Source organism: Streptomyces roseofulvus (assembly GCF_039534915.1).
Classification (GTDB): Bacteria; Actinomycetota; Actinomycetes; order Streptomycetales; family Streptomycetaceae; genus Streptomyces; species Streptomyces roseofulvus.
The window spans coordinates 7,156,840-7,176,952 of record NZ_BAAAWE010000001.1; the positions used below are offsets into that span (position 1 = coordinate 7,156,840).

15 protein-coding genes and 1 pseudogene are annotated in these 20,113 nt (G+C 69.9%); 9 read left to right on the forward strand and 7 right to left on the reverse strand.

What is annotated here, in order from left to right:
• Positions 1 to 103: 103 nt before the first annotated feature.
• From ABFY03_RS32935 to ABFY03_RS32960, 6 genes are read right to left on the reverse strand one after another with little or no spacing between them, the layout of a single operon-like run.
• Entirely contained in the window at positions 104 to 1,219 is a 1,116-nt protein-coding gene (locus ABFY03_RS32935; RefSeq protein ID WP_346171579.1) for a Zn-dependent alcohol dehydrogenase, read from the reverse strand.
• Positions 1,220 to 1,248: 29 nt separating this feature from the next.
• Entirely contained in the window at positions 1,249 to 2,607 is a 1,359-nt protein-coding gene (locus tag ABFY03_RS32940) for an NAD-dependent succinate-semialdehyde dehydrogenase (protein WP_346171580.1), read from the reverse strand.
• Positions 2,608 to 2,633: 26 nt separating this feature from the next.
• Entirely contained in the window at positions 2,634 to 3,338 is a 705-nt protein-coding gene (locus ABFY03_RS32945) for a transporter (RefSeq protein ID WP_346171581.1), read from the reverse strand.
• A complete protein-coding gene (locus ABFY03_RS32950; RefSeq protein ID WP_346171582.1) occupies positions 3,335 to 4,729 on the reverse strand; it encodes a flavin monoamine oxidase family protein in 1,395 nt (464 codons plus the stop codon). The genes ABFY03_RS32945 and ABFY03_RS32950 overlap by 4 nt, the downstream gene beginning before the upstream one ends.
• Positions 4,713 to 5,648 (reverse strand): alpha/beta fold hydrolase, encoded by a 936-nt coding sequence (locus ABFY03_RS32955; protein ID WP_346171583.1) that lies wholly within the window; start codon positions 5,646 to 5,648, stop codon positions 4,713 to 4,715. Before ABFY03_RS32955 ends, ABFY03_RS32950 begins: the two co-directional genes overlap by 17 nt.
• On the reverse strand, positions 5,641 to 7,176 hold the full coding sequence (locus tag ABFY03_RS32960) for a flavin-containing monooxygenase (RefSeq protein WP_346171584.1): 1,536 nt from the start codon (positions 7,174 to 7,176) through the stop codon (positions 5,641 to 5,643). The genes ABFY03_RS32955 and ABFY03_RS32960 overlap by 8 nt, the downstream gene beginning before the upstream one ends.
• Before the next feature lie 611 nt (positions 7,177 to 7,787).
• Here ABFY03_RS32960 and ABFY03_RS32965 point away from each other — a divergent pair.
• The 3 genes from ABFY03_RS32965 to ABFY03_RS32975 all read left to right on the forward strand — a co-directional run bounded on the left by ABFY03_RS32965 (position 7,788) and on the right by ABFY03_RS32975 (position 11,916).
• Entirely contained in the window at positions 7,788 to 9,236 is a 1,449-nt protein-coding gene (locus ABFY03_RS32965; protein ID WP_346171585.1) for an APC family permease, read from the forward strand.
• A 200-nt stretch (positions 9,237 to 9,436) separates the two neighbouring features.
• Complete coding sequence (locus ABFY03_RS32970) at positions 9,437 to 10,501, forward strand: dihydrodipicolinate reductase (protein WP_346171586.1); 1,065 nt, start codon at positions 9,437 to 9,439, stop codon at positions 10,499 to 10,501.
• A gap of 50 nt (positions 10,502 to 10,551) precedes the next feature.
• The gene (locus ABFY03_RS32975; protein WP_346171587.1) at positions 10,552 to 11,916 is read left to right on the forward strand and encodes an NAD(P)/FAD-dependent oxidoreductase; all 1,365 of its coding nucleotides are present in this window, start codon (positions 10,552 to 10,554) and stop codon (positions 11,914 to 11,916) included.
• Between the two features lie 132 nt (positions 11,917 to 12,048).
• Here the strand turns inward: ABFY03_RS32975 and ABFY03_RS32980 are convergent, their stop codons facing one another.
• Positions 12,049 to 12,657, reverse strand: a complete 609-nt coding sequence (locus tag ABFY03_RS32980; protein ID WP_346171588.1) for a helix-turn-helix domain-containing protein — start codon at positions 12,655 to 12,657, stop codon at positions 12,049 to 12,051.
• Positions 12,658 to 12,977: 320 nt separating this feature from the next.
• Here ABFY03_RS32980 and ABFY03_RS32985 point away from each other — a divergent pair, with 320 nt between their 5' ends.
• The 6 genes and pseudogenes from ABFY03_RS32985 to ABFY03_RS33010 all read left to right on the forward strand — a co-directional run bounded on the left by ABFY03_RS32985 (position 12,978) and on the right by ABFY03_RS33010 (position 20,046).
• Positions 12,978 to 14,213, forward strand: coding sequence for a PucR family transcriptional regulator (locus ABFY03_RS32985; protein WP_346171589.1), 1,236 nt, complete (start codon positions 12,978 to 12,980; stop codon positions 14,211 to 14,213).
• A 472-nt stretch (positions 14,214 to 14,685) separates the two neighbouring features.
• Positions 14,686 to 14,856 (forward strand): annotated as a pseudogene (locus tag ABFY03_RS32990) (pirin family protein); the annotation flags it as partial.
• 978 nt (positions 14,857 to 15,834) lie between these two features.
• Positions 15,835 to 16,152: a helix-turn-helix transcriptional regulator gene (locus ABFY03_RS32995; RefSeq protein WP_346171590.1), complete on the forward strand. Its 318-nt coding sequence runs from the start codon at positions 15,835 to 15,837 to the stop codon at positions 16,150 to 16,152.
• Entirely contained in the window at positions 16,139 to 16,657 is a 519-nt protein-coding gene (locus ABFY03_RS33000) for an ImmA/IrrE family metallo-endopeptidase (protein WP_346171591.1), read from the forward strand. Before ABFY03_RS32995 ends, ABFY03_RS33000 begins: the two co-directional genes overlap by 14 nt.
• A gap of 645 nt (positions 16,658 to 17,302) precedes the next feature.
• Positions 17,303 to 18,307: an SMODS domain-containing nucleotidyltransferase gene (locus ABFY03_RS33005; protein ID WP_346171592.1), complete on the forward strand. Its 1,005-nt coding sequence runs from the start codon at positions 17,303 to 17,305 to the stop codon at positions 18,305 to 18,307.
• On the forward strand, positions 18,304 to 20,046 hold the full coding sequence (locus ABFY03_RS33010) for a ThiF family adenylyltransferase (protein WP_346171593.1): 1,743 nt from the start codon (positions 18,304 to 18,306) through the stop codon (positions 20,044 to 20,046). Before ABFY03_RS33005 ends, ABFY03_RS33010 begins: the two co-directional genes overlap by 4 nt.
• Positions 20,047 to 20,113: the final 67 nt, after the last annotated feature.

Consider the following 20,113-nt stretch of genomic DNA (forward strand, 5'->3'; position numbering starts at 1 on the left):
ATCGCGGCGCGCAGGCCCGATCCCACACCCCCGCCGACACTGCGGCGGGCTCGCTCGAAGGCCGAGCGTGATGATTCCAGGGCCATGAGATCGCCCCTGCCTTTCAGTACGTGATCACCGAGCGGATGCCGATGCCGCGCTTCATCTGGTCGAACGCCTCGTTGACGTCCTGCAGACCGATCACGCTCGTCACCAGGGAGTCGAGATCGATGCGGTCGTTCATGTAGTGGTCGATCAGCAGCGGGAAGTCGGAAGCGGGCTTGCTGGAGCCGTAGTTCGAGCCGATGAGCGAGAGCTCCTGATCGGACATGACGAAGGGGTCGATGGAGACCTTCAGGCCGTCCGCCACCTGCCCGGCGACCACCGCCGTGCCGCCCCGGGCCAGGACCTCGTAGGCCGCCTCGATGGTGCGGGGCAGCCCGATGGCCTCGATGGCGATCTCCACACCGCGTCCGTCGGTGAGCTGTCGCACCCGGTCCGCGAAGTCCTCGCGGCCGTTGTTGATCAGGTCGGTCGCACCGAAGACGCGCGCCTGCTCCAGCTTCTCGTCGGAGATGTCCGCGGCGATGATCCTCCGCGCGCCGGCGAGCCGGGCCCCCTGGATCGCGTTCAGGCCGACGCCGCCGCAGCCGAGGACCAGTACGATGTCGCTCGGCCGCACGTCGGCGGTGTTGACGGCCGCGCCGACACCGGTCGTGACGGCGCATCCGACCAGAGCCGCCTGCGGGAACGGGGCGTCGTCCCGGACGGCGATCGCACCCGACTCGGGCACGAGGGCGTACTCGCCGAACGTTCCGAGGCCCGCGAAGCTGAGCACGTCGCCCCCGTCGGCGGACGTGATCCGGGGCCGGCCGTCGAACGACAGGTGGTTCGCCGAGTGCTGTCTGACCATGTCGCAGAGGACGGGCCTGCCGCTGATGCAGTAGCGGCAGCGGCGACACGAGGGCGTCCAGGACAGCACGACGTGGTCGCCCTTCTTGAGCGTCGTGACGCCCTCGCCGACGCTCTCGACGATCCCGGCTCCCTCATGGCCGAGGATCATCGGCGTAGGAACCTCCCATTCGCCCAGGAGGACGTGGAGGTCGCTGTGGCACACCCCGCTCGCCCGGAGTCGCACGAGCACCTCGCCGGGCGGAGGCGTCGAGGGGATCGTCACCCGCTCGATGGTCAGTGGTTCGTTCGGCGTCCTGAAGACGGCGGCGTCGAACTCGATCGTCATGAAGGTCTTCCTTCCGTGTGGTGGGGCGGTCACGTCCGAGCGGTGCGGATGAGCTTCTTGTTGGCGAACTCGTCGATTCCCGCCCGGCCGAGCTCGCGGCCGAAGCCGGACAACTTGACGCCACCGAAAGGCAGTTCCGCGCCGTCGAGACCGACGCCGTTGATGAAGACCATGCCGGCCTCGATCCTGTCGGCGACGCGCAGCGCCTGCTCGGCGTCCGTCGTGAACACGTAGGAGCCCAGCCCGTACGGGGTGTCGTTCGCCAGCTCGACGGCCTCGTCCTCGGAGGCGACCCGGTAGACGGTCGCGACGGGGCCGAAGAGCTCCTCGGCGGCCGACGGCGACGCCGGGGAGAGGCCCGTCAGCACGCCGGGCGGGAAGTATGCCCCCTCGCGCTGCCGTGCGGAGACGAAGGTCGCCCCCTCGGCGACGGCTCGCCCGACCTGCTCCTCGACGTACTCGGCGGCGGCGACCGAGGAGAGCGGCGCCAGTCCGTCGGTCAGCGCGAGCACCTTCTCGGTGAACGTGGCGAGGAAGGCGTCGTAGAGGTCCTCGGCGACGATGAAGCGCTTCCCGGCGTTGCACGCCTGCCCGGCGTTCTCGAACCGCGCCTCGACCGCCGCCTGGACCGTGGCGTCGAGGTCGTCGGTCGACAGCACGATGAACGGGTCCGAGCCGCCCAGTTCGAGCACCACCTTCTTGAGGCTGCGTCCGGCCTTCTCGGCGACCTCCGCGCCGGCCCGCTCCGAACCGGTGAAGGAGACGCCCTGCACGCGGGGGTCCGCGATGGCGCGGCCGATCTGCTCCCCGGTGGCGTGGACGTTGACGTAAGCACCCTGGGGGAAGCCGGCGTCCGTGAACAGCTGCTGGAGAGCCGCGGACGACTCCGGACACTGCGACGCGTGCTTGAGCACGATGGTGTTGCCCAGCGCGAGGTTGGGCGCGGCGAACCGGGCCACCTGGTAGTACGGGTAGTTCCAGGGCATGATCCCAAGGAGCACGCCGACCGGCTGGCGGCGGACGAAGGCGGTGCCCTCTCCCTCCAGGAGCTCGATCGGCTCGTCGGTGAGGAACTTCTCCGCGTTCTCGGCGTAGTACCGGTAGATCGAGGCACTGAACTCGACCTCCCCGACGGCCTCCTCCACCGGCTTGCCCATCTCCCGGTGGATGATCTCGGCGAGCTGCCGGCTGCGCTCGTCGTGCAGGGTGGCGACGGCGTGCAACAGCTGGGCGCGCTGTTCCACGGAGGTCTGCCTCGACCACTGCGCGTAGGCCTCCGCCGCCGCGTCGAGCGCCGCGTCGACGGTCTCGTCCGTCGCGGTGGGGTACTCCTTGACCAGCTTGCCGCTGGCGGGGTCCACCACCGCGTACACGTGCCTCTTCGCCATGCTGACTCCTTCGTCGTGATTCGGGTTCATGCGGGGGCCCCGGCCGTGCGGGCCGGGTTCGAGTCCAAGGCCGCGTTGCGGTCGTGCAGCGCGCGGTAGGCGCGGAAGTAGACGAATCCCTGGGTGCCCCAGGTCGCCAGCGCGGCGGTGTAGAAGATCGTGCGGTTCGCGTCGTCGAACGGCAGGGGGAAGAAGTCGTACGTGATCGCGATGGTGGTCCCGGCGGCCGTGACCAGTCCGGTCCAGACCGCCGGCCACCTCGCGCCCGCGCTCCAGAGCCGTTTGACGAAGAAGCAGAGGAACGCGGCCGTGAGCAGGTTGACGACGACGTAGAACACGGAGACCCAGAACGCACCGCGGTCGGTGTCGAGATCCGCGCCGTGGAAGGGGCGGAGGAACAGGGCGGCGACGATCGCGACCCCGAACACGGCGACGTCGACGCCGCGGCTCGGCTTGTAGCGATGGGTGACCTTCATCAGGCCCAGGACCAGGATGAGGGTGATGCCGACCGACCTGGAGAACGCGTCGAAGAAGTACGCCACGTCGTACAGCACGCTGTCACTCTTGGCCCCGAGCAGCGACCAGAGCAGGAAGTTGGTGCCCGACGTGGCGACGACCATCCATTCGAGACCCAGGAGGTAGTTGCCGTAGCGGCGGATGAATTTCCAGCCGTAGAAGTAACCGGCGAAGATCATCCACAGGTCGGCCAGCAGGAACAGCGTCTCCTTCATCGGGACGCCCCCTCTCGGACGTCGCGAGTCAGCAGGGTGAGGACGCTCTCTGCGGTGCGCTGGCCCGTCAGAACCGCGCCGTTCATGGTTCCGGCCCATTCGCCGGCGGTTTCGGAGCCCGCCCAGTGGACGCGCCCGTGGGGCTCGCTCAGCGCCTTGCCGAAGCTCGTGGTCGCGTAGGGGGCGACGGCGGGATTGGGGCCGCCCGGGGCGAAGGGCTCCGCTCCCCAGCAGTGGTCCACGTAGTCGATCGGGGCGAGCGCCTGCGGACCGTAGAGGTCGGCGAGCTGCCGGACCACCCGGTCGCGCCGGGCCCCGGGGCCGAAGCCGTCGAAGACGCGCGGATCGCAGAAGGCCATCAGGACGCCCGGTCCGCCGGGGGCGGGGGACACGTCGAAGGTGATGAACACGGTCCCGGTGTCGGTCACCGCCTCACCGGAACAGCCCTCCGCCCTCCAGAACGGCCTCTCGTAGGCCACGAACGCCTTGCTCAGCACGCCCATGCGCCAGGTCCGCGTGAGCCCTTCGCCCTGCTCGGACAGAGCGGGCTCGAAGGCGATGGCGGCGCGGTGCGCCGGCGAGGCCGTGACGATCGCGTACCGGGCGCGGATCTCGCCGGAGTCGGTGCGGACGGTGACGCCGTCGTCGTCCTGTGCGATGCGGCGCACCGGTGTCTCCAGGCACACGCGGTCGCCGAGCCGCTCCGCCACCCGCTGGGCGATCTCCTGGGTGGTCTCGACGATCCGGTCCTGCTGCTGGCCGCCCTCGACGTCCAGCATGTGGTCGAGTCCGCCCGCCGAACGGATGTAGCGCAGTGCGTGCAGCAGGGAGACGTCTCCCGGGGTGCAGCCCCATTGCACCTTGCTGATGACGGTCATCAGCGCGCGGGTGCCGGGCAGCGCGTTCTTCCGGTCGAGCCACTCGCCGAACGAGACGGCGTCGAGCCGGCCGGCCCCCGGCGTCTCCCACGCCGCGTCCACGTCGACGGTCGCGACCAGCTTGTTCACCGCCGCCTGCATGCGCGCCATGTCCACCAGGGCCGCGGGGGAGACCTTGGGAATGGTCCCGCTGTAGGTGCGGCGCCGACCCGCCATCCACAGCACGTTGCGCCCCTGGGCGAACTGGTCGGTGGTGGTGCACCCCACCCGGCTCGCGAGGTCCCGGACGGCGGTGTGGCGCCGGGCCACCCAGGTCGCTCCGAGGTCGACCTTCACGCCGGCCACCTCGCCGGAGAGCGAGCGGCCTCCGACCCGGTCGCGGCCTTCCACGACCAGGACGGACCGCCCCGTGCTCACCAGTCGCTCCGCCGCGCTCAGACCGGCGAAACCGGCACCGACGACCACGACGTCGACCGTGGTGTTCCCGGAGCGGGGCTCACGAGATCCGGACATGGCTGCCTCCTTCACCCACGCGGTTCGCGTGTTGCGCGATGTAGGTCGTGACGGGGCCGACGAGGGACTCGGGGAGGTGATGGCCCATGCCGGGAATGACCACGTGCTGGGCCGAGCGGATCGCCCTGACGGTCGCGGCGCCGCCGCTCGGGTGCACCAGCGGGTCCCGGTCGCCGTGGATGACCAGCGTCGGGGCGGTGATCCGGCTCAGCTGGGCCGTCCGGTCCCCGGAGCGCTGGATGGCCTGGATCTGGCGCGCCGTGCCGGCCGCCGGGTCGCCGCCGCTGCGGTCCCAGCCGCGCGCCGCGATGGCCGCCTCGGCCGCGTCGTCGATGGGATGTTCCGTTCCCGCTACGTGCCGGGTGAGCCTCAGGTGGGCGCGGACCGCCGCGGTCCTGTTCCTCGCCGGCGGGGCGGCGAGGAGCCGGATCGTCGACAGGGCCGGCTGACCGACCCTGCGCGCCCCGGTCGTGGAGTAGAGGGAGGCCAGCGACAGGACCCGCTCGGGCGCCGTGGCCGCGATCGTCTGCGCGATCATTCCGCCCATCGACCGCCCGACCAGGTGCACCCGCGGGATCCCGAGATGGTCGAGCACGCCGACGGCGTCCTGGGCCATGTCGGCGAGCGTGTACGCGTCGCCGCGCGGACGCGCGGCGATCTGGCGCCAGGTTCCGGGAGGGGGCGTGGCGACGAACGTCGACTGGCCCGCGTCACGGTTGTCGATCGCGACGACCCGGAAACCGTGGGCGACGAGGGAGCCGACGAACGAGTCGGTCCAGAAGGTGAGGTCTTCGCCCAGTCCCGCGATGAGCAGCATCACGGGGTCGTCCTTGTCGCCGTGGTCCCGGAAGCAGATCGTCATCCCGGACGGCAGGGTCGCGTACTGGTCGGCGCTCTCGACGGCGCTCGTCTCAGGCACGGGTGGCTCGCCTCCCGCCGGGTGCCGGCGCGGCCGCCCGGCGGGCGCCGAACCGGAGGTTCTCGTCGGCCACCGGGCCGCGCAGCGCCCTGGCGTCCTCGGGGTAGGACATCGCCATCCGCCAGGGCTTCTCGGGGCCCTGCTTGGGCATGAGCTTCTCGCCGCGCTTGGCGTACCCGGCCTGGAGGTCCATGACGGGCCTGCGGTTCGTTCCCGGCGGCGCGACCGGAACCACCGTGTCGTATCCGCGGGCGTCCATGTGCCTGACCAGGTCGATGAAGTAACGGCACATCAGGCTCACCTTGAGCGTCCAGGACGAGGTGGTGTAGCCGATCGCCATCGCCCAGTTCGGCATCCCGCTCAGCAGCATGCCGCGGTAACAGAGCGCGTCCGCGATGTCGACCTGGTGCCCGTCGACCACGAGGGGCATGCCGTCGAAGAGCCGCAGGTTCAGCCCCGTCGCGGTGACGATGATGTCGGCTTCCAGTTCCTCACCCGACGCCAGGACGATGCCGCGCTTGCTGAAACGCGCCACGGCGTCGGTGACGACGGAGGCCCTTCCGCCCTTGATCGCGTCGAAGAAGTCGCCGTTCGGTGCCACGCACACCCGCTGGTCCCACGGGTCGTACGGCGGGTTGAAGTGCTTGTCGACGTCGAATCCCTTGGGAAGGCGCTTGACGTTCTCGCGTCGGATGAAGGCCCGTCCTGCCTTGGGGAAGGTCCGCAGGCCCTTCACGACGGCGTGTTCGGTCCAGATGTTCTTGAACCGCGTCACGGCGTACCCGCGCTCTTCCCCGAGCAGCTTCGTGAGCGCCAGGGCGACCTTGTCGACGCGGGGGAGCGCCATGACGTAGGTGGGGGTGCGCTGCAGCATCGTCACGTGCCGGGCGGCGCCCGCCCCGGTGGCCATGGCCGGCACCAGAGTGATCGCGGTCGCGCCGCTGCCGATGACGACGACCTTCTTGCCGCTGTAGTCGAGTCCCTCGGGCCAGTGCTGCGGATGGACGATCCGGCCCTCGAACTCGTCCCGTCCCTGGAACTCCGGGGAGAACCCCTCGTCGTACCGGTAGTAGCCGGTGGCGGCGAAGACCCATCCCGCGTGGATCGTCCTGGTCCGGGTCGCTCCCGTCGCGGAGTCCGATGTCTGGACGGTGAGGGTCCACCGTGAGTCCGCCGTGGACCACTCCGCGCGGACGACCCGGTGGCCGAGCCTGAGGAAGCGCTCCAGGCCGTTCTCCTCGACGGTTTCGTGGAGGTACTCCTTGATGAGGGGAGCGTCGGCGATCGCGGCTTCGTGGCGCCAGGGCTTGAACGCGTACCCGAACGTGTGGAGGTCGGAGTCCGAGCGGATGCCGGGATAGCGGAACAGGTCCCACGTGCCTCCGATGTCGTCGCGCGCTTCCAGTACGGCGAGCGACTTGTCGGGCAGCTCCCGGCTGAAATAGGTGGCCGCGCCGATCCCGGAGATCCCGGCTCCGATGATCACCACGTCGAATTCCTCGACGGCGTCCAACACCTCAGCTGTCATGGCGTTTCCTCGCTGTTCCTGTGGCGGTTGCCTCACTGTCGCCAGCGAGGACCGCCTGCGAGAACGACAGCGGGCACCTCCTTCGCCAGGGCTCGGTGCACGATGCACAGGCGGACCGGGCCGTTGCGCCCGTACGGTGTCCGACGTTCGGGCCGGGCCCCGGTCGAGCCCGCGGCCCGGCCCTTCCGGGAGGGCGGTCGGAGACGACCGTCCAGCGGCTTCTCGCCGGCGCACCATTGCGGGAGCAAGACCGAGGGGGTAGAGGTTTGCTGCCGCTGTTTAGTGGTACTAAACAGCGGGGTCGAGGTCATGTGCAGAGGTCAAACCCGCTGTCGTCACGACCACGCGGCGTAGCGGGGCCCACAGGCGTATCGAGCTGGAGAGGGACCGCCGCCGTCACTCCCCCGATCGCGGCCGAGCGGAAGCGGCCGACGACCCGGAACCCGCACGGGGCCACGTCTTCTCGGGCGGGAGGAGCCACCTCCTGCCGCTCCGGCCCAGCCACCGCGAGGGACCCGCACCCGTTCGTTCGCGCAGGCGTACCGCTCCACGCACTCCTTCACCCACCCATGACGAGCCGGTACCGGCCCGTGAGCCGAAAGGTGATCGCGATGACCGACCTCTCCAAGACAGGGCACGCCGAAGCACCCGGCGGTGAAGCGGGATCGGGCAACCCGCTCCACCGCGGGCTCGGCGTGTCGCAGATCGTGTTCATGGTCGTCGCCGCGGCGGCACCGCTCGGCCTCGTGGCCGGCGGGGTGCCGCTCGCCTTCGCCGTGAGCGGCACCCCGGGGATGCCGCTGTACTTCGCGCTGTCCACCGTGCTGCTGCTGGTCTTCGGGGTCGGCTTCACGCTGATGGCCGGACGGGTACGCGACGCGGGGGCCTTCTACGCCTACGTCCAGGCGGGGCTGGGCCGGATCCCCGGTCTCTCGGCGGCGACCCTCGCGCTCTTCTCCTACACGCTGCTTCTCGTCGGGGTGAACGCCTACGTCGGGGTCGCGACGAGCAACGTCATCGAGCGGTACGCCGACGTCGGCTCCCCGTGGTGGGCCTGGGCGCTCGTCTCGCTGGGCGTCATCGCCTTCCTCGGCTACCGCGACATCGAACTGAGCGCCAAGGTGCTCGGTGCCGTGCTGGTGCTGGAATCCCTGCTGCTCCTGGTCCTGGACCTCGGCATCGTGGGCCACGGCGGCGCCCACGGACTGACGGCCGAGCCGGTGTCGCCCTCGATCGTGGGCACCGGCTCCCTGGGCCTCGGCGTCATGTTCGCCCTCTTCGGTTTCATCGGCTTCGAGGCGACGGCCGTGTTCCGCCACGAGGCGAAGGACCCCGACGTCACGGTCCCGCGGGCGACGTACGTCGCGATCCTGGTGATCGGAGCCTTCTACTCGTTCACCGTGTGGGCGATCGTGGTGGGGGCCGGCGTCGACTCGGTGGTCGGAGCCGCGCAGGCCGACCCCGAGGGCCTGGTCCTCACGCTGACGCGGAGCTACGTGGGGTCCGTCTGGGCCGACGCCATGCAACTCCTGCTGATCACAAGTCAGTTCGCTTGCGTACTGGCCTTTCACAACGTCGTGACGCGCTACCAGTTCGCGCTGTCCCGGGCCGGCGCGCTTCCGGCGTCGCTGAGCGTCGTCCACCCCCGGCACCGCGCACCGTCGGCGTCCTCGGCCGTCGCCTCGGCGGTCGCGTTCGTCACCACGCTCGTCGTCGCCTCGCTCGGCCTCGACCCGATCGGGGACCTCTACGCCTGGTTCTCCGGCGCCGCCACGCTCGGCATCGTCCTGCTGATGGCGGCCACCAGCCTCGCCGTCATCGGCTTCTTCCGGCGCACCGACGGGCGGCCGTCGGTGTGGCGGACGGTCGTGGCCCCGGCCGTCGCCTTCCTCGGCCTGGCCTGCGTGGTCTGCATGATGGTCGCCAACTTCCCGCTCCTCGTCGGCACCACCACGGGTGCCTGGGTGATCGGCGGCCTCGTCGCCCTCTCGGCCGTGGCCGGCGCGGTGCAGGCCCTCGTCCTGCGCGCGCGCCGGCCGGCTGTCTACGAGCGACTCTGAGCGACGTGCCGGGCAGCTCGTGAGCGCAAGGGCGCGGTCGGTCTGTGCACCGTGCACCGCCCCCGGAGGAAGCCGGTGCCCAGTGTCGTTCTCACCACGGCCGTGGCCTGTGACAGTGGGGTACCAGGCAACCGCCACCGGCGAAGTCCGGTTTCACCGAGCACCGTGTCGTGGGCGGGCCGACCGAGGCGCCCGAGGGAGTGACGTTGAAGAATCGGACTGTCGTGGTGGGGCTCGGTGCCACTGGCCGGGCCATCGCCTCCTCCATGCTGCGACGCGCGGACGTGGAGATCGTGGGAGCGGCGGACCGGGACCCCCGCGTGGTCGGTCAGGACCTCGGAGTGCTCCTCGGCGGCGTCGCGAACGGTGTCGTCGTCGTGAGCGACCCGGCCGAGCTGCCCGCCGCCGACCTAGCGATCGTGGCGACCGTCTCGGATCTGCACAGGGCGGCCGACGTCCTGCTGCCGCTGCTGGAACGTTCGTACAACGTCCTGAGCATCTGCGAAGAGCTGGCCCATCCATGGCGGAGCCACCCCGATCTGGCCCGGCGGCTCGACGACACGGCGAAGGCGCACGGCGTGACCGTCCTGGGCAGCGGGGCGAACCCGGGCGTCCTGATGGACACCCTTCCTCTCCTCCTGACCGCACTGACCCAGCGTGTGGAGAGCGTGCGGATCCGCCGGCGGACGAACATGTCACGCTACGGCGCGATCCTGTCGAAGTTCGGCCTCGGTCTGACCACGCGCGAGTTCGCGACGGCTCGCAGCCGGGGCGAGGTCGTCGGGCACCACGGCTTCGAGCAGGCCATCGGGGCGCTCGCGGCAGGGCTCGGATGGGATCTCGACTCGGTGGACGTGGGAGAGGTCGAACCCGCTGTCGTGACGACTTCGCCGCGCGTAGGGGACCACCTGCGCATCGAACCGGGGCAGATCGCGGCGGTCACTCACGCCGCCCGGGGCGTGCTCAAGGGCGAGGTGGTGATCGATCTGGAGATCACGTTCGGGTTCTTCGAGCCGGCCGACGAGGTGGCCGCGGGCGACGACTACCGGATCGTCGGAGAGGAGCAGGTCGTCGACCTCCGTTCCTCCGTGGGCTTCGATTCCTTCCTCAGCACCGTCGCGGCGGCGGTCAACGCCTCCACCGCGGTCGTCGAGGCGCGTCCCGGTCTCCTGACGATGGGGGACCTGCCCGTCCGTTCGGTCGCGGCCAAGGGGGAGCGGCGAGCGGGCCGGGCCTCACTCGGGGCCACGACTTCTCAGGACTGAGAGAGCACGAAGTGGGGCGGACGCCCCACCTGGAAGGAGATCGGGTCAGCATGAGGACCGACAGCACGAAGTACACCAGCTTCACCGGCTGGATCGACCCGCCGGACGACGTGCAGCCCGCGCTGGACGGCGACCTCACCTGCGACATCGCCGTCATCGGCGGCGGCATGGGTGGCATGGCGGCCGCGCTGCGCCTCGCGGAGCGCGACCAGGACGTGGTCCTGCTGGAGGCCGAGTTCTGCGGCTACGGCTCGGCCTCGCGCAACGGCGGTCAGATCGCCGGGGCGCCGGGCGGCGACCTGCGGATGCTCAGCCTCCAGTCCCCGAAGAAGATGCCGGTCATGGCCAAACTGGCGGAACACGCGGGCCGCTATGTGGAAGACCTCATCAAGAGGCACGACATCGACTGCGACTACGTGGCGAACGGTCTGGTGTGGGGTGCGGTCTCACCCCTCATGATGCTCAGGGTGCGTACCCAGGCGGCGATCCTGCGCGCCTTCGGCGGGGGCGGGACCGTCGGCAGCAGAGAGGAGCTCGGCCTCCCCGCCGGCTTCGTGGGCGGGATGAGGGAATCCATCGGGGGGATGCTGAACCCGGGCAAGCTCGCCCGTGGTGTGCGTCGCGCACTGCTCGACTCCTCGGCCAAGGTCTTCGAGCGGACGCGGGTGAGCGATGTCCGGCGCACCGGCGGCATCGTCGAGATCACGACACCGCGCGGCACCGTTCGGGCCGACAAGGTGCTGCTCGCGACCAGCGTCTACGGCGGCGAGTGGGACATCACGCCCAAGAACCTCGCGACGCCGCTGTACGTCATCGAGATCGAGTCGGAACCCATCGCGCCGGAGCGGCTCGCCGCGCTGGACTGGACCAGTCGGTCCGGCATCATCACCCAGCACCAGTTGATGACCCACTACCGGCTCACCGAGCGCAACACCATCGTCTGCGGGGTCCGCAAAGCGCAGCGAGGCCAGACCTACCCGCTCCCGGACCGGGTCCCGGACCCCAGCGTCGTGCGGGACATGGGGAAGGACCTGGCCAACCGGTTCCCGTCGCTGTCCGACGTGGCCATCGAGCGGGCCTGGGGCGGTTGGATCGGCATCAGCCCGGACTGGCTGTCGGTCGCCGGGCAGGTGGGTGACAACGTCTTCTACGCGATGGCCTGCAACGGCCACGGCCTCTGCCAGGTGCCGTACGTGACCCATCAGCTCGCCGACTACATCGTCGACGGCGAGATGTCGGACGACCTCGCCGGCATCTGGTCGGACGCCTCGAAGTACTCGCCGTCGATGTCGCTGCTGTTGCAGCCGTTCGTCCTCCGGGCCGTCTGGGGGCTGGACCGGTTCAACGACTTCTTCAACGGCAGCAGGACGCGGGCCCGACGGGCGCTCCGCCGTGGCAGGCGCGGGGGTTCCTGAGGGTTCGGGCGACGCCTGCTCCGTGACGACGCGGTGCGAGATCGCCACCCGCTGCGACAAGACCGCCGGGTCCTGCGAAACAGCCGTCGCCCCCGTACCACTCCTGACGCGGGCGGCATGCGACGACAGGATCTAGGCGGGCCCTCGCGCGGCGCGCGGCAGGGGAGGCGACAGGACCCAGAGGACCTCGCTCGCCGTCGTACCCGGATTGTCGAACTGGTGAAGCGTCTGGCCGGAGAACGACGTGGACGCCCCTGCCGACAGCATCCGGGTCTCGCCCCCGACGATCAGACGGGTCGAACCGCTCAACCCCATCGCGAAGACCGTGGCGGTGTCGAGCCGATAGGGCCCCCCGGTGCCCCCGCCCGGCTCGATCACGGAGCGGAAGACCTGGAACGCCGTGGTGTCGGCGGGCGTGAGCAGGTACTCGGCCACGCCCTCACCGCCCATGTCGATCCTGCTTCCACCGTCCACGACGTGCTCTTCGGGGTACGCGAACAGCTCCCCGACCCCGATCCGCAGCACTTCGCAGACGCGCAGCAACGTCGGGACGGACACGCTGGTGAGCCCACGCTCCAACTGGCTCAGAAAGCCCTTGGTGACCTCTGCCCGGTGCGCGACCTCCGTCAACGACAAGCCGCGGTCGAGCCTGATCTTCCGCAGCCGCGCACCCGTGGACGCTTCGAGGGCGGCGGCGCCGCGTTCCGCTCCTTCTGCTGTCCCGTCGTCACCGATGGACATGGTGTGCTCACCGCCCGTCCCGAGGCCGAGGTCGTGTGCCTGTCAGGTGACGGGCCGACCCGGACGAGTCCTCTCCGTGGCACGAGGCTAAGGCATGCGCGCCAGGGGCGGCCGGTGCGCCCCTGCGGAGGGGGCGACGGCGTCGAACCCCTTGTGGCGCCAGTGAGGGCGTGGTACACCTGCCGCCGTTTAGTGGTAGTAAACAGCAGTCGAGGGTCCGCGCCCGTGTCGGCGGCCAGGTCGCCGACGAGCCCCTCACCTGTCCGGGACACGGCATGTCGGGAGCCTCGGCTCCCCGAGAGCAGAGGGACACTGACAACATGGAAGAGCTGTGGCCCCCGCCCTCGCGTGAGGTCGCCGATGCGATCAGGTCCCTGTGTCAGCGCCTGTTGACGCAAACGGACGCCCTGATCGACGCCTTCGCAAGGCCCTCTCTCGTCGCCCAGAACGATCCCGCTCTCCTCGCGGACGCATCGCTGGTCGAGGAGGATCGCGCGCTCAACCGCTCTGAGGTGGTCCAGTGGTTGACCGCAAACGTTCAGCAACCGGGGCGGAGGGTGGAGCCCTACGTCAGCCCGAGGACCACGGCGTACATCAACGACCTCGTCTCCCGGGGCATCGCGCCCGACTTCGCCGGTGCCTGGCGCGTGGCCCTGGGGATCGGCTGGCGGCGATGGCTGGAGGAATGCGTGGCGGACTGCGCGGACCCCGATCTTCTCGTGGGGGTCCTGGACGTGACGGCGCAGTCGCTGGTGCAGTACGCCCTCGACTCCGTCGCGGCCCTGCGGCAAGCCGGCCTCGCCGCGGCGATGGGAAACACGGATGCCGAGGGGATCGCGCTGATCCAGCTGATCGCCAGTGGGGCGCCGATGGCGGAGGACCTCGCCGAAGGACGCCTGCGCTACCGGATGGCGCGGTGGCACGTGGGCCTCGTCCTCTGGGTCGACGATCCCCAGGAGGCCGACGCCCTGGACGAGGCGATCGCCGCCGTGCGCTGCTCCGCCGGAGGCCGAAGCGCCCTGGTGGCGCGCGCCAGCGCCACGTCGCGGTGGATCTGGCTCTCGGGGGAAGCCGTCCCGGACCTTCACCACGTGGAGAAGGACCTCGCGGCGACCGACGCGGTCCGCGCGGCGGTGGGAAGGCCGGGACGAGGTCTCGAAGGTTTCCGCTCCAGCCACCAGGACGCCCTCGCGGCGCAGGCGCTCGTGATCCGGCTGGGTTCCGACCGGCGGTTCACCGCCTACGCCGACGTCGAGCTGATCGACGCGCTCACGAAGGACCGGCCCGGCGCGCGTCGGTTCGTCATCAACACCCTCGGGCCGTTGGCCGAAGCCGACACAGCCCTGCGACAGGCACTGCTCACCTACGTGCAGTGCGGCTTCAGCACCACCCGGGCGGCCGCCGACCTCTACGCGCACCGCAACACCGTCGAACGGCGCGTCTCACGCGCCAACGAGCTCTCGGCCGTCAAGGTGGAGGACAACCCGACCCACGTGGCAGCGGCGCTCCTGGTCTTGGACATCGCGCCTGACATCGTGACGATCGCTCCGAGCTGAGGTCACACCACGGGGGCGTGGTGCCGAGCTCTTTGGCATGGATGAGGTGCAGGAGGGCAAGCAGGACCGCGAAGGCGTTCCGGGACCGGTCATCAGCGAGCCGCCCGGGTCGGTGCCTGGGACCGGGGAGAGCGGGAGGCGGGCCGCCGAGGTGAAGGCGATCATGGCGCCCATGAGCCCGCTGCGCCGATCGGCCAGGACGGACACGACAGCACAGCCTCTCACGTCGGCGAGCAAGGACAGCGCGAGGAGCCCCGGTCCTGGAAACCGGTACCTCGCGCGCCGGGCCTGTCTCAGGACGCGAGTGAGAAACGCGGTCGGCGGCCTCGAGCCCCAGCTACGATGCCACCGACTGAGTTCTCCACATCATCGTCATACGAAGAAGATCAGCATCGGCCACCTCCTGCCGCCTATGCTGACTTTTGCTGACCTCCGAGATTCGCAAGCCGCTGACCTGCGGCGATGCGTGTTGCTCATCATGTGGTGGAACTTCGTCGGTCGCACCGACGAGGAGATCCGCAAGGCCCGCGAGGACTGGATGTCGTCCGATCGCTTCGGCGAGGTGAAGGGGTACGACGGCGACCGGCTCCCCGCCCCCGAGGTCCCGGCGACCCACCTGAAGGCGCGAGGTCGAGTGCGCTGACCTGTGGTTTCTCTGTCGCGCGGACGTAGGGCTGAGAGATGCGCGACCCCTGCCTGTCGCTGGCGCGGCGACTGTGGGAGGGGGGCACGTCGCAGCCCTCCCGCAGTCGCACAGTTGGCAGGCGTTTTCACAGCGTGCTCGTCTGCGGGCAGGTCTGGTCAGCTGAATGCTGACCTTTTGCTGACTTTACTGACAGGCCATCAGGTTCCTTGAGGGTGTGGCGCAGGGTGACGGCGCGCCGGTTTCGGCACCGTAGCCTGTGCCGTTCGTGGGCCGACGAGACGTCGTAGGAGACGCAGGCCCTGTGCGAGCCCTTTGCTGCGCGCCCTGGGCTGCAGCGGAGACGCCCTACTCGGCATCGGCCTGATCGGTGACGAGCCGCGAGGGACCTGGCCGATCTGGGCTTCCCTACCAGTCTGGGATCGGCCGGTTCCGTGAGCCGGATCCGTAGGGGGCGTGCGGCGCCCTCACGTGCCATCTGCTTCGGCGGCATCTGACCTGCAGATTCTTCGTCTGCTGTTGATACAGCGGGGACGCCCATGCTGACCTGGCAAGACGGCAGCCGATGCGGCTCATGGCGTGGGCTGGTCGGGGCATGGTCCGGATCTTGGTGCGCGCCGGCCAGGGCGGCAGGGGGGAAGGCATGGGATCGATCGGGAACGGGGGTGCCCTCCGTGGGCGGGGCTTGCCCTCTTAGCTACGGCCGTCGGCCGTAGCGCGGTCACTTGGGGGGTAGAAGCGCACGGGCGTACCGCAGGGCTGTACCCCAGCCTCGGTCGGGAATCGCAAGTGCTCCCGTCGCCGCAGGTGCCGTGTGCCTCCTGCCGGGTGGCGGCCTCCTGTCATGCTCAGGCAAACCCTGCTTTCCGGTGAGCAGGTAAAGCGGGCCGGTTCGGTCAGCGTGTCGCCGTCCAGGGCTGGTCGGGTGCAGGGCGGGGAACTAGGTTGTCAGTGAGACTGGCAGCGCTTGGGGGATATGTGGACGAGCGGGAGTTCAACGAGACCGTTGCCCGGCTGATCCGTGAGGCGCGGATGCGTGCCGGGGTGACGCAGGAGTACGTAGGGCGTCAAGCGGGGCTGACGCGCGGTTCGATCACGAACATCGAGTCCGGAACCCAGTCCCCCCCTCTTTACCGGCTTGCCCTGATTGCCGCAGCGGTCAATGCGGCCCCTGCCGACCTGCTTCCTTCGCTCCGCCTGGACGAAGCATCCGGACTCGCCGCGCGTCATGCCGCCGATGTCGCCGCGGTGTGGGCGCAGGCCTCGAAGAGGAGGAGTGCCGGTGGCGAAGGCTGACCTGGCGGCCCGCGGGCTGCTCCGAGAATTCCGGATCGACGCCCCACCGGTGGACCCCTTCGCTCTGGCCGAACACCTCGGTGTCCTCGTCGTTCCGCAGCACATGGACGACGACGTCTCAGGCATGCTCCTGCGCAAAGACGGAGCCTGCGTCATCGGCGTCAACCAGGCGCACTCCTTCGAGCGGCGACGCTTCACGGTGGCGCACGAATTGGGGCACCTGCGCCTGCACGAAGGGCGCCCGCTGATTCTGGACACCGACGCGCGCGTGAACTACCGCAATGCGGTCTCGAGCATGGCCACGGACCGCGAGGAGATCGACGCCAACCGATTCGCCGCGGCGCTGCTGGCCCCGGAGGGCATGGTCCGCCGGGCGGCACAGCACATCGGCTTCCGTACGACGGACGACCTCGTGCGGGTCTTGGCCAAGCGTTTCCAGATGAGCGAGATGGCCATGACCTACCGCCTGATGAACCTCGGTATCGTCTCCGGCCCCGCTCACTGAAGCCACCCGACCAAACCCGTCGGCTCGACCTCCTGCCATCCGTTGTACGTTCCCCCTGCCTCCTGCCACGGCTGCTGAGGAGTCCTATCCTTCTCCCTCCCGTCTCGGATGGCCAAGACTGGGGGAGTCGAACCAGCTGCTGTCTAACCCGCACTGAAGAGATGTCAGCAAGGCTGACCTTCGAAAAGTGTCTTGCGTGAGTGTCGCTGTATGTGGTGCACTGGTTACCGCAGAGAGTGACGGTCTCTGTGTGTAACGGGTGGCCGCTGCTCGGCGTGAGGCTGACGGGCCAGACCACCCCCCCTGGGCGATACCGCGTACGCGTGCCTGGCCGTGATGGTCGGCATCGTCGACCGGACCGCACCGGCTCCACTCGATGGCCAGCCGTCACCCAAGGCCATCCGCTGATGCCGCGCATCAGCCGACCCTCTGCCCAGTGCCATGGTCGGCCTCCTCCGCGAGCCCACACCAGGCCCCTCGCGCAAGCCCACCCATGTCCGCAGTCGTGCGCCCCCTCATGGGCAAGCTCCCGGACCTTCCCGATCCCTTCATGCCCTGTGCCGTCACGGCTCCCGTCGGCATGCCCCAAACCCATTTCGTCACCCCGAGCCCTCAGCCGGCTCGCCGCAGAAAGGAACCCTCGCCATGCAGTGCCGCAAGAACTTCGACACCTTCCTCAAGAACACCGTGAACCTCAGCCAGGCCAAGCTCACCCTCCTCGACGTACGCGTCGAGGCCATCTATCAGGCCCTCAAGGCCGACCCCGAACTCGGCCCGCTCATCCGCGGCAAGAAGCCCCAGGGGTCCTGGGCGCAGCGCACCATCATCAACCCGGTCGGCGACAGTGAGTTCGACGCCGACTTCATGCTCCACCTCACCGAGAACACCGAGTGGGCCGACAGCCCCAAGACCTACATCGACAAGGTCTACGCCGCACTCCACCGCCACAGCATCTACGGCGCCATGCCTCACACCCGCAAGTGCCGCTGCGTACAGTTGAGTTACGCCAACTCCATGCACGTCGACATCGTCCCCTACCTTCAGCTGGCCGACGGCCGCGAGGTGATCGTCAACCGTGACGCCAACACGTGGGAGCAGGCCAACCCGGCCGGGTTCACCGCCTGGATGCAGAAGAAGGACGGCATCGCCAACAACAACCTGCGCAAGGTCATCCGCCTGATGAAGTACCTGCGCAACCACCGTGGCTCCTTCACCGGTACTCGCTCCATCATCCTCACCACCCTGCTCGGCGAGCGCGTCGAGGAGATCAAGCCGCTCACGGACCCCGGCTGCTACAGCGACGTGCCCACCACCCTGCTCACCATCGTCGAGGACCTCGACCGCTGGCTGCAGGCGCGCCCCTACAAGCCCTCCATCGCCGACCCCTCCGGATCGGGTGTCACCTTCGACCACCGCTGGGATCAGGCGACCTACAGCTACTTCCGGGACCGCATCCACACCCACGCCCGCGAGATCCGTGGTGCATACGACGAGCCGGACTACGACCGGAGCGTGCGGCTGTGGCGCAAGCTGTTCGGCGACGCCTTCCCTGACCAGCCGCGTCCCGCCGCCTCCCTCACCCCGGCGGCGGCCAAGTTCGCCACCCCGCTGCTCATCACCACGACGTCTCGCACCGGGCGTGCCGGATGACCAAGCACAAGCCGCCCGCGGCCCGCCCCAGCCCTTCCCAGCGCCGCCTGCTGGAGGAGCTCACCGCGCTGGCCGCCGCGCACGCACCGGACCTGCGCATCACCGGCCGCCCCCGCACCGGCACCGACGGCCTGGTCACTGTCCCCATCAGTGTCCGCACCAGCAACATGCCCCACGTTGCAGGAGGACTGCCGCTCCAGCAGAGCGAGGACTTCCTTCTCACCCTGCCCGCCACCCCGATGATCCCGCCCCAGGTGCGCACCTCCCACATCCGGTTCGCCGGTACCCCGCACGTCCTGCAGGGCAACCGGTTGTGCCTCTACCTCGACCCGGCCCGCGAATGGGACCCCGCCGCCGGAATCACCCCCGTCATCAACCGGCTGTGGCAGTGGCTCACCGACGCCGCAGCCGGCGCCTTCGATGCCGCCACCGCCCTCTACCACCCCGTCGGTGGCGTCCTGCACCACACACCCGGCACGGCCACCGTCGTCGTACGAGAGCCCGTCCCGCACCGGCCGGCCACAGCCTGGCTCACCCAGCGCACCCCCGACCGGCTCGACCTGACTTGCGCCCCCGCAGACCCCCACAGCCACCGCACCCCGATCCTGCCCGTGGACACCCTGCCCCTGGGAGCGGGCAGCACCCTGGCCGAACTCCTCACCCTTACCCGTCCCCCCACCGCCCACGACCCGCAAACGGCCGATGCTGCCTCCCCGGCGCTGCTGACCGCACTCGCCGCTAGTGCCCTGCGCAACCCCGAAGACACCCCCCAGCACTTCGTCCTGGCCGTCCGGCACCCTACCGCCCCCGCGACACCCGTCTTCCTCCTCGTCGGCCGCCTGCCACCCCAGGCCGCCGACACACTGCGCCGCCTCGCACGCCGCTCGACCCCCAGCCGCCTGGGCAGCCTGCCCGAGGAGCTAGCCGACGTCCCCCTCGCATGGTGTTACCTCTCCGACGAACGCCCCGAAGTCACCACCCGCCGCGACACCCTCCGCCCCGTCCGCGTCTTCCAGGACTGCCACATCCACATCTGGGGCTGCGGTGGCATCGGCTCCTGGGCGGCCGAAATGGTGGCCCGCGCCGGGGCCGCACATCTCACCCTCAGCGACCCCGGCCGCGTCACCGGCGGCCTGCTGGTACGGCAGAACTACACCGAAGAGCACCTCGGCATGACCAAGGCGACAGCTCTGGCCTCACGCCTGCGCACCCTCCGCGACGACCTCCGTATCGACATTGCCGCCCCGCCTCCCGACCCCGCCCTCCTGAAAGCCGCGGACCAAGCCGACCTCGTCATCGACGCCACCGTCAGCATCACCGCCGGACGTTTCCTCGACCTCCTTGCCCAGCAGCCCTACCGCAAAGCCGTCCTGGCGCAGCTCGCCACGGACAGCCTCACCGCCAGTCTGGGAATCCTCACCATCGCCGCCCCCGACACCCCCACCTCCCTGTCCGCCATTGACCACACCGTCGGGGGTCACGTTCTCAACGACCCGAGCCTCGAGGCATACCACGCCCTGTGGGACGAACCCGATCCGGGCGAGGAACTGCGCCCCACACGAGGCTGCTCCACTCCCACCTTCCACGGCTCCGCCGCCGACCTGATGGCCACCACCGCCACCCTGATCAACATGCTGGGCACCCAGATGCGTCACCCCGTATCCGGAACCCACCTATGCGCTCAGCCTCACTCCGGGGCAGCCCCGGCACACCGCTTCATCCCCTACCCCACCGGGTAAGGAGCACCCCCCTCGCGCCGCTGAACCGGCAGCCCTGCATTCCGGCAGGGCTGCCGGCCCCGCTAAG

Excerpts from the sequence above, each read along its gene's own strand:
- ABFY03_RS32935 (WP_346171579.1), bottom strand. The coding sequence starts at position 1,219 with ATGACGATCGAGTTCGACGCCGCCGTCTTCAGGACGCCGAACGAACCA.
- ABFY03_RS32940 (WP_346171580.1), bottom strand. The coding sequence starts at position 2,607 with ATGGCGAAGAGGCACGTGTACGCGGTGGTGGACCCCGCCAGCGGCAAG.
- ABFY03_RS32945 (WP_346171581.1), bottom strand. The coding sequence starts at position 3,338 with ATGAAGGAGACGCTGTTCCTGCTGGCCGACCTGTGGATGATCTTCGCC.
- ABFY03_RS32950 (WP_346171582.1), bottom strand. The coding sequence starts at position 4,729 with ATGTCCGGATCTCGTGAGCCCCGCTCCGGGAACACCACGGTCGACGTC.
- ABFY03_RS32960 (WP_346171584.1), bottom strand. The coding sequence starts at position 7,176 with ATGACAGCTGAGGTGTTGGACGCCGTCGAGGAATTCGACGTGGTGATC.
- ABFY03_RS32965 (WP_346171585.1), top strand. The coding sequence starts at position 7,788 with ATGACCGACCTCTCCAAGACAGGGCACGCCGAAGCACCCGGCGGTGAA.
- ABFY03_RS32975 (WP_346171587.1), top strand. The coding sequence starts at position 10,552 with ATGAGGACCGACAGCACGAAGTACACCAGCTTCACCGGCTGGATCGAC.
- ABFY03_RS32980 (WP_346171588.1), bottom strand. The coding sequence starts at position 12,657 with ATGTCCATCGGTGACGACGGGACAGCAGAAGGAGCGGAACGCGGCGCC.
- ABFY03_RS32985 (WP_346171589.1), top strand. The coding sequence starts at position 12,978 with ATGGAAGAGCTGTGGCCCCCGCCCTCGCGTGAGGTCGCCGATGCGATC.
- ABFY03_RS33005 (WP_346171592.1), top strand. The coding sequence starts at position 17,303 with ATGCAGTGCCGCAAGAACTTCGACACCTTCCTCAAGAACACCGTGAAC.
- ABFY03_RS33010 (WP_346171593.1), top strand. The coding sequence starts at position 18,304 with ATGACCAAGCACAAGCCGCCCGCGGCCCGCCCCAGCCCTTCCCAGCGC.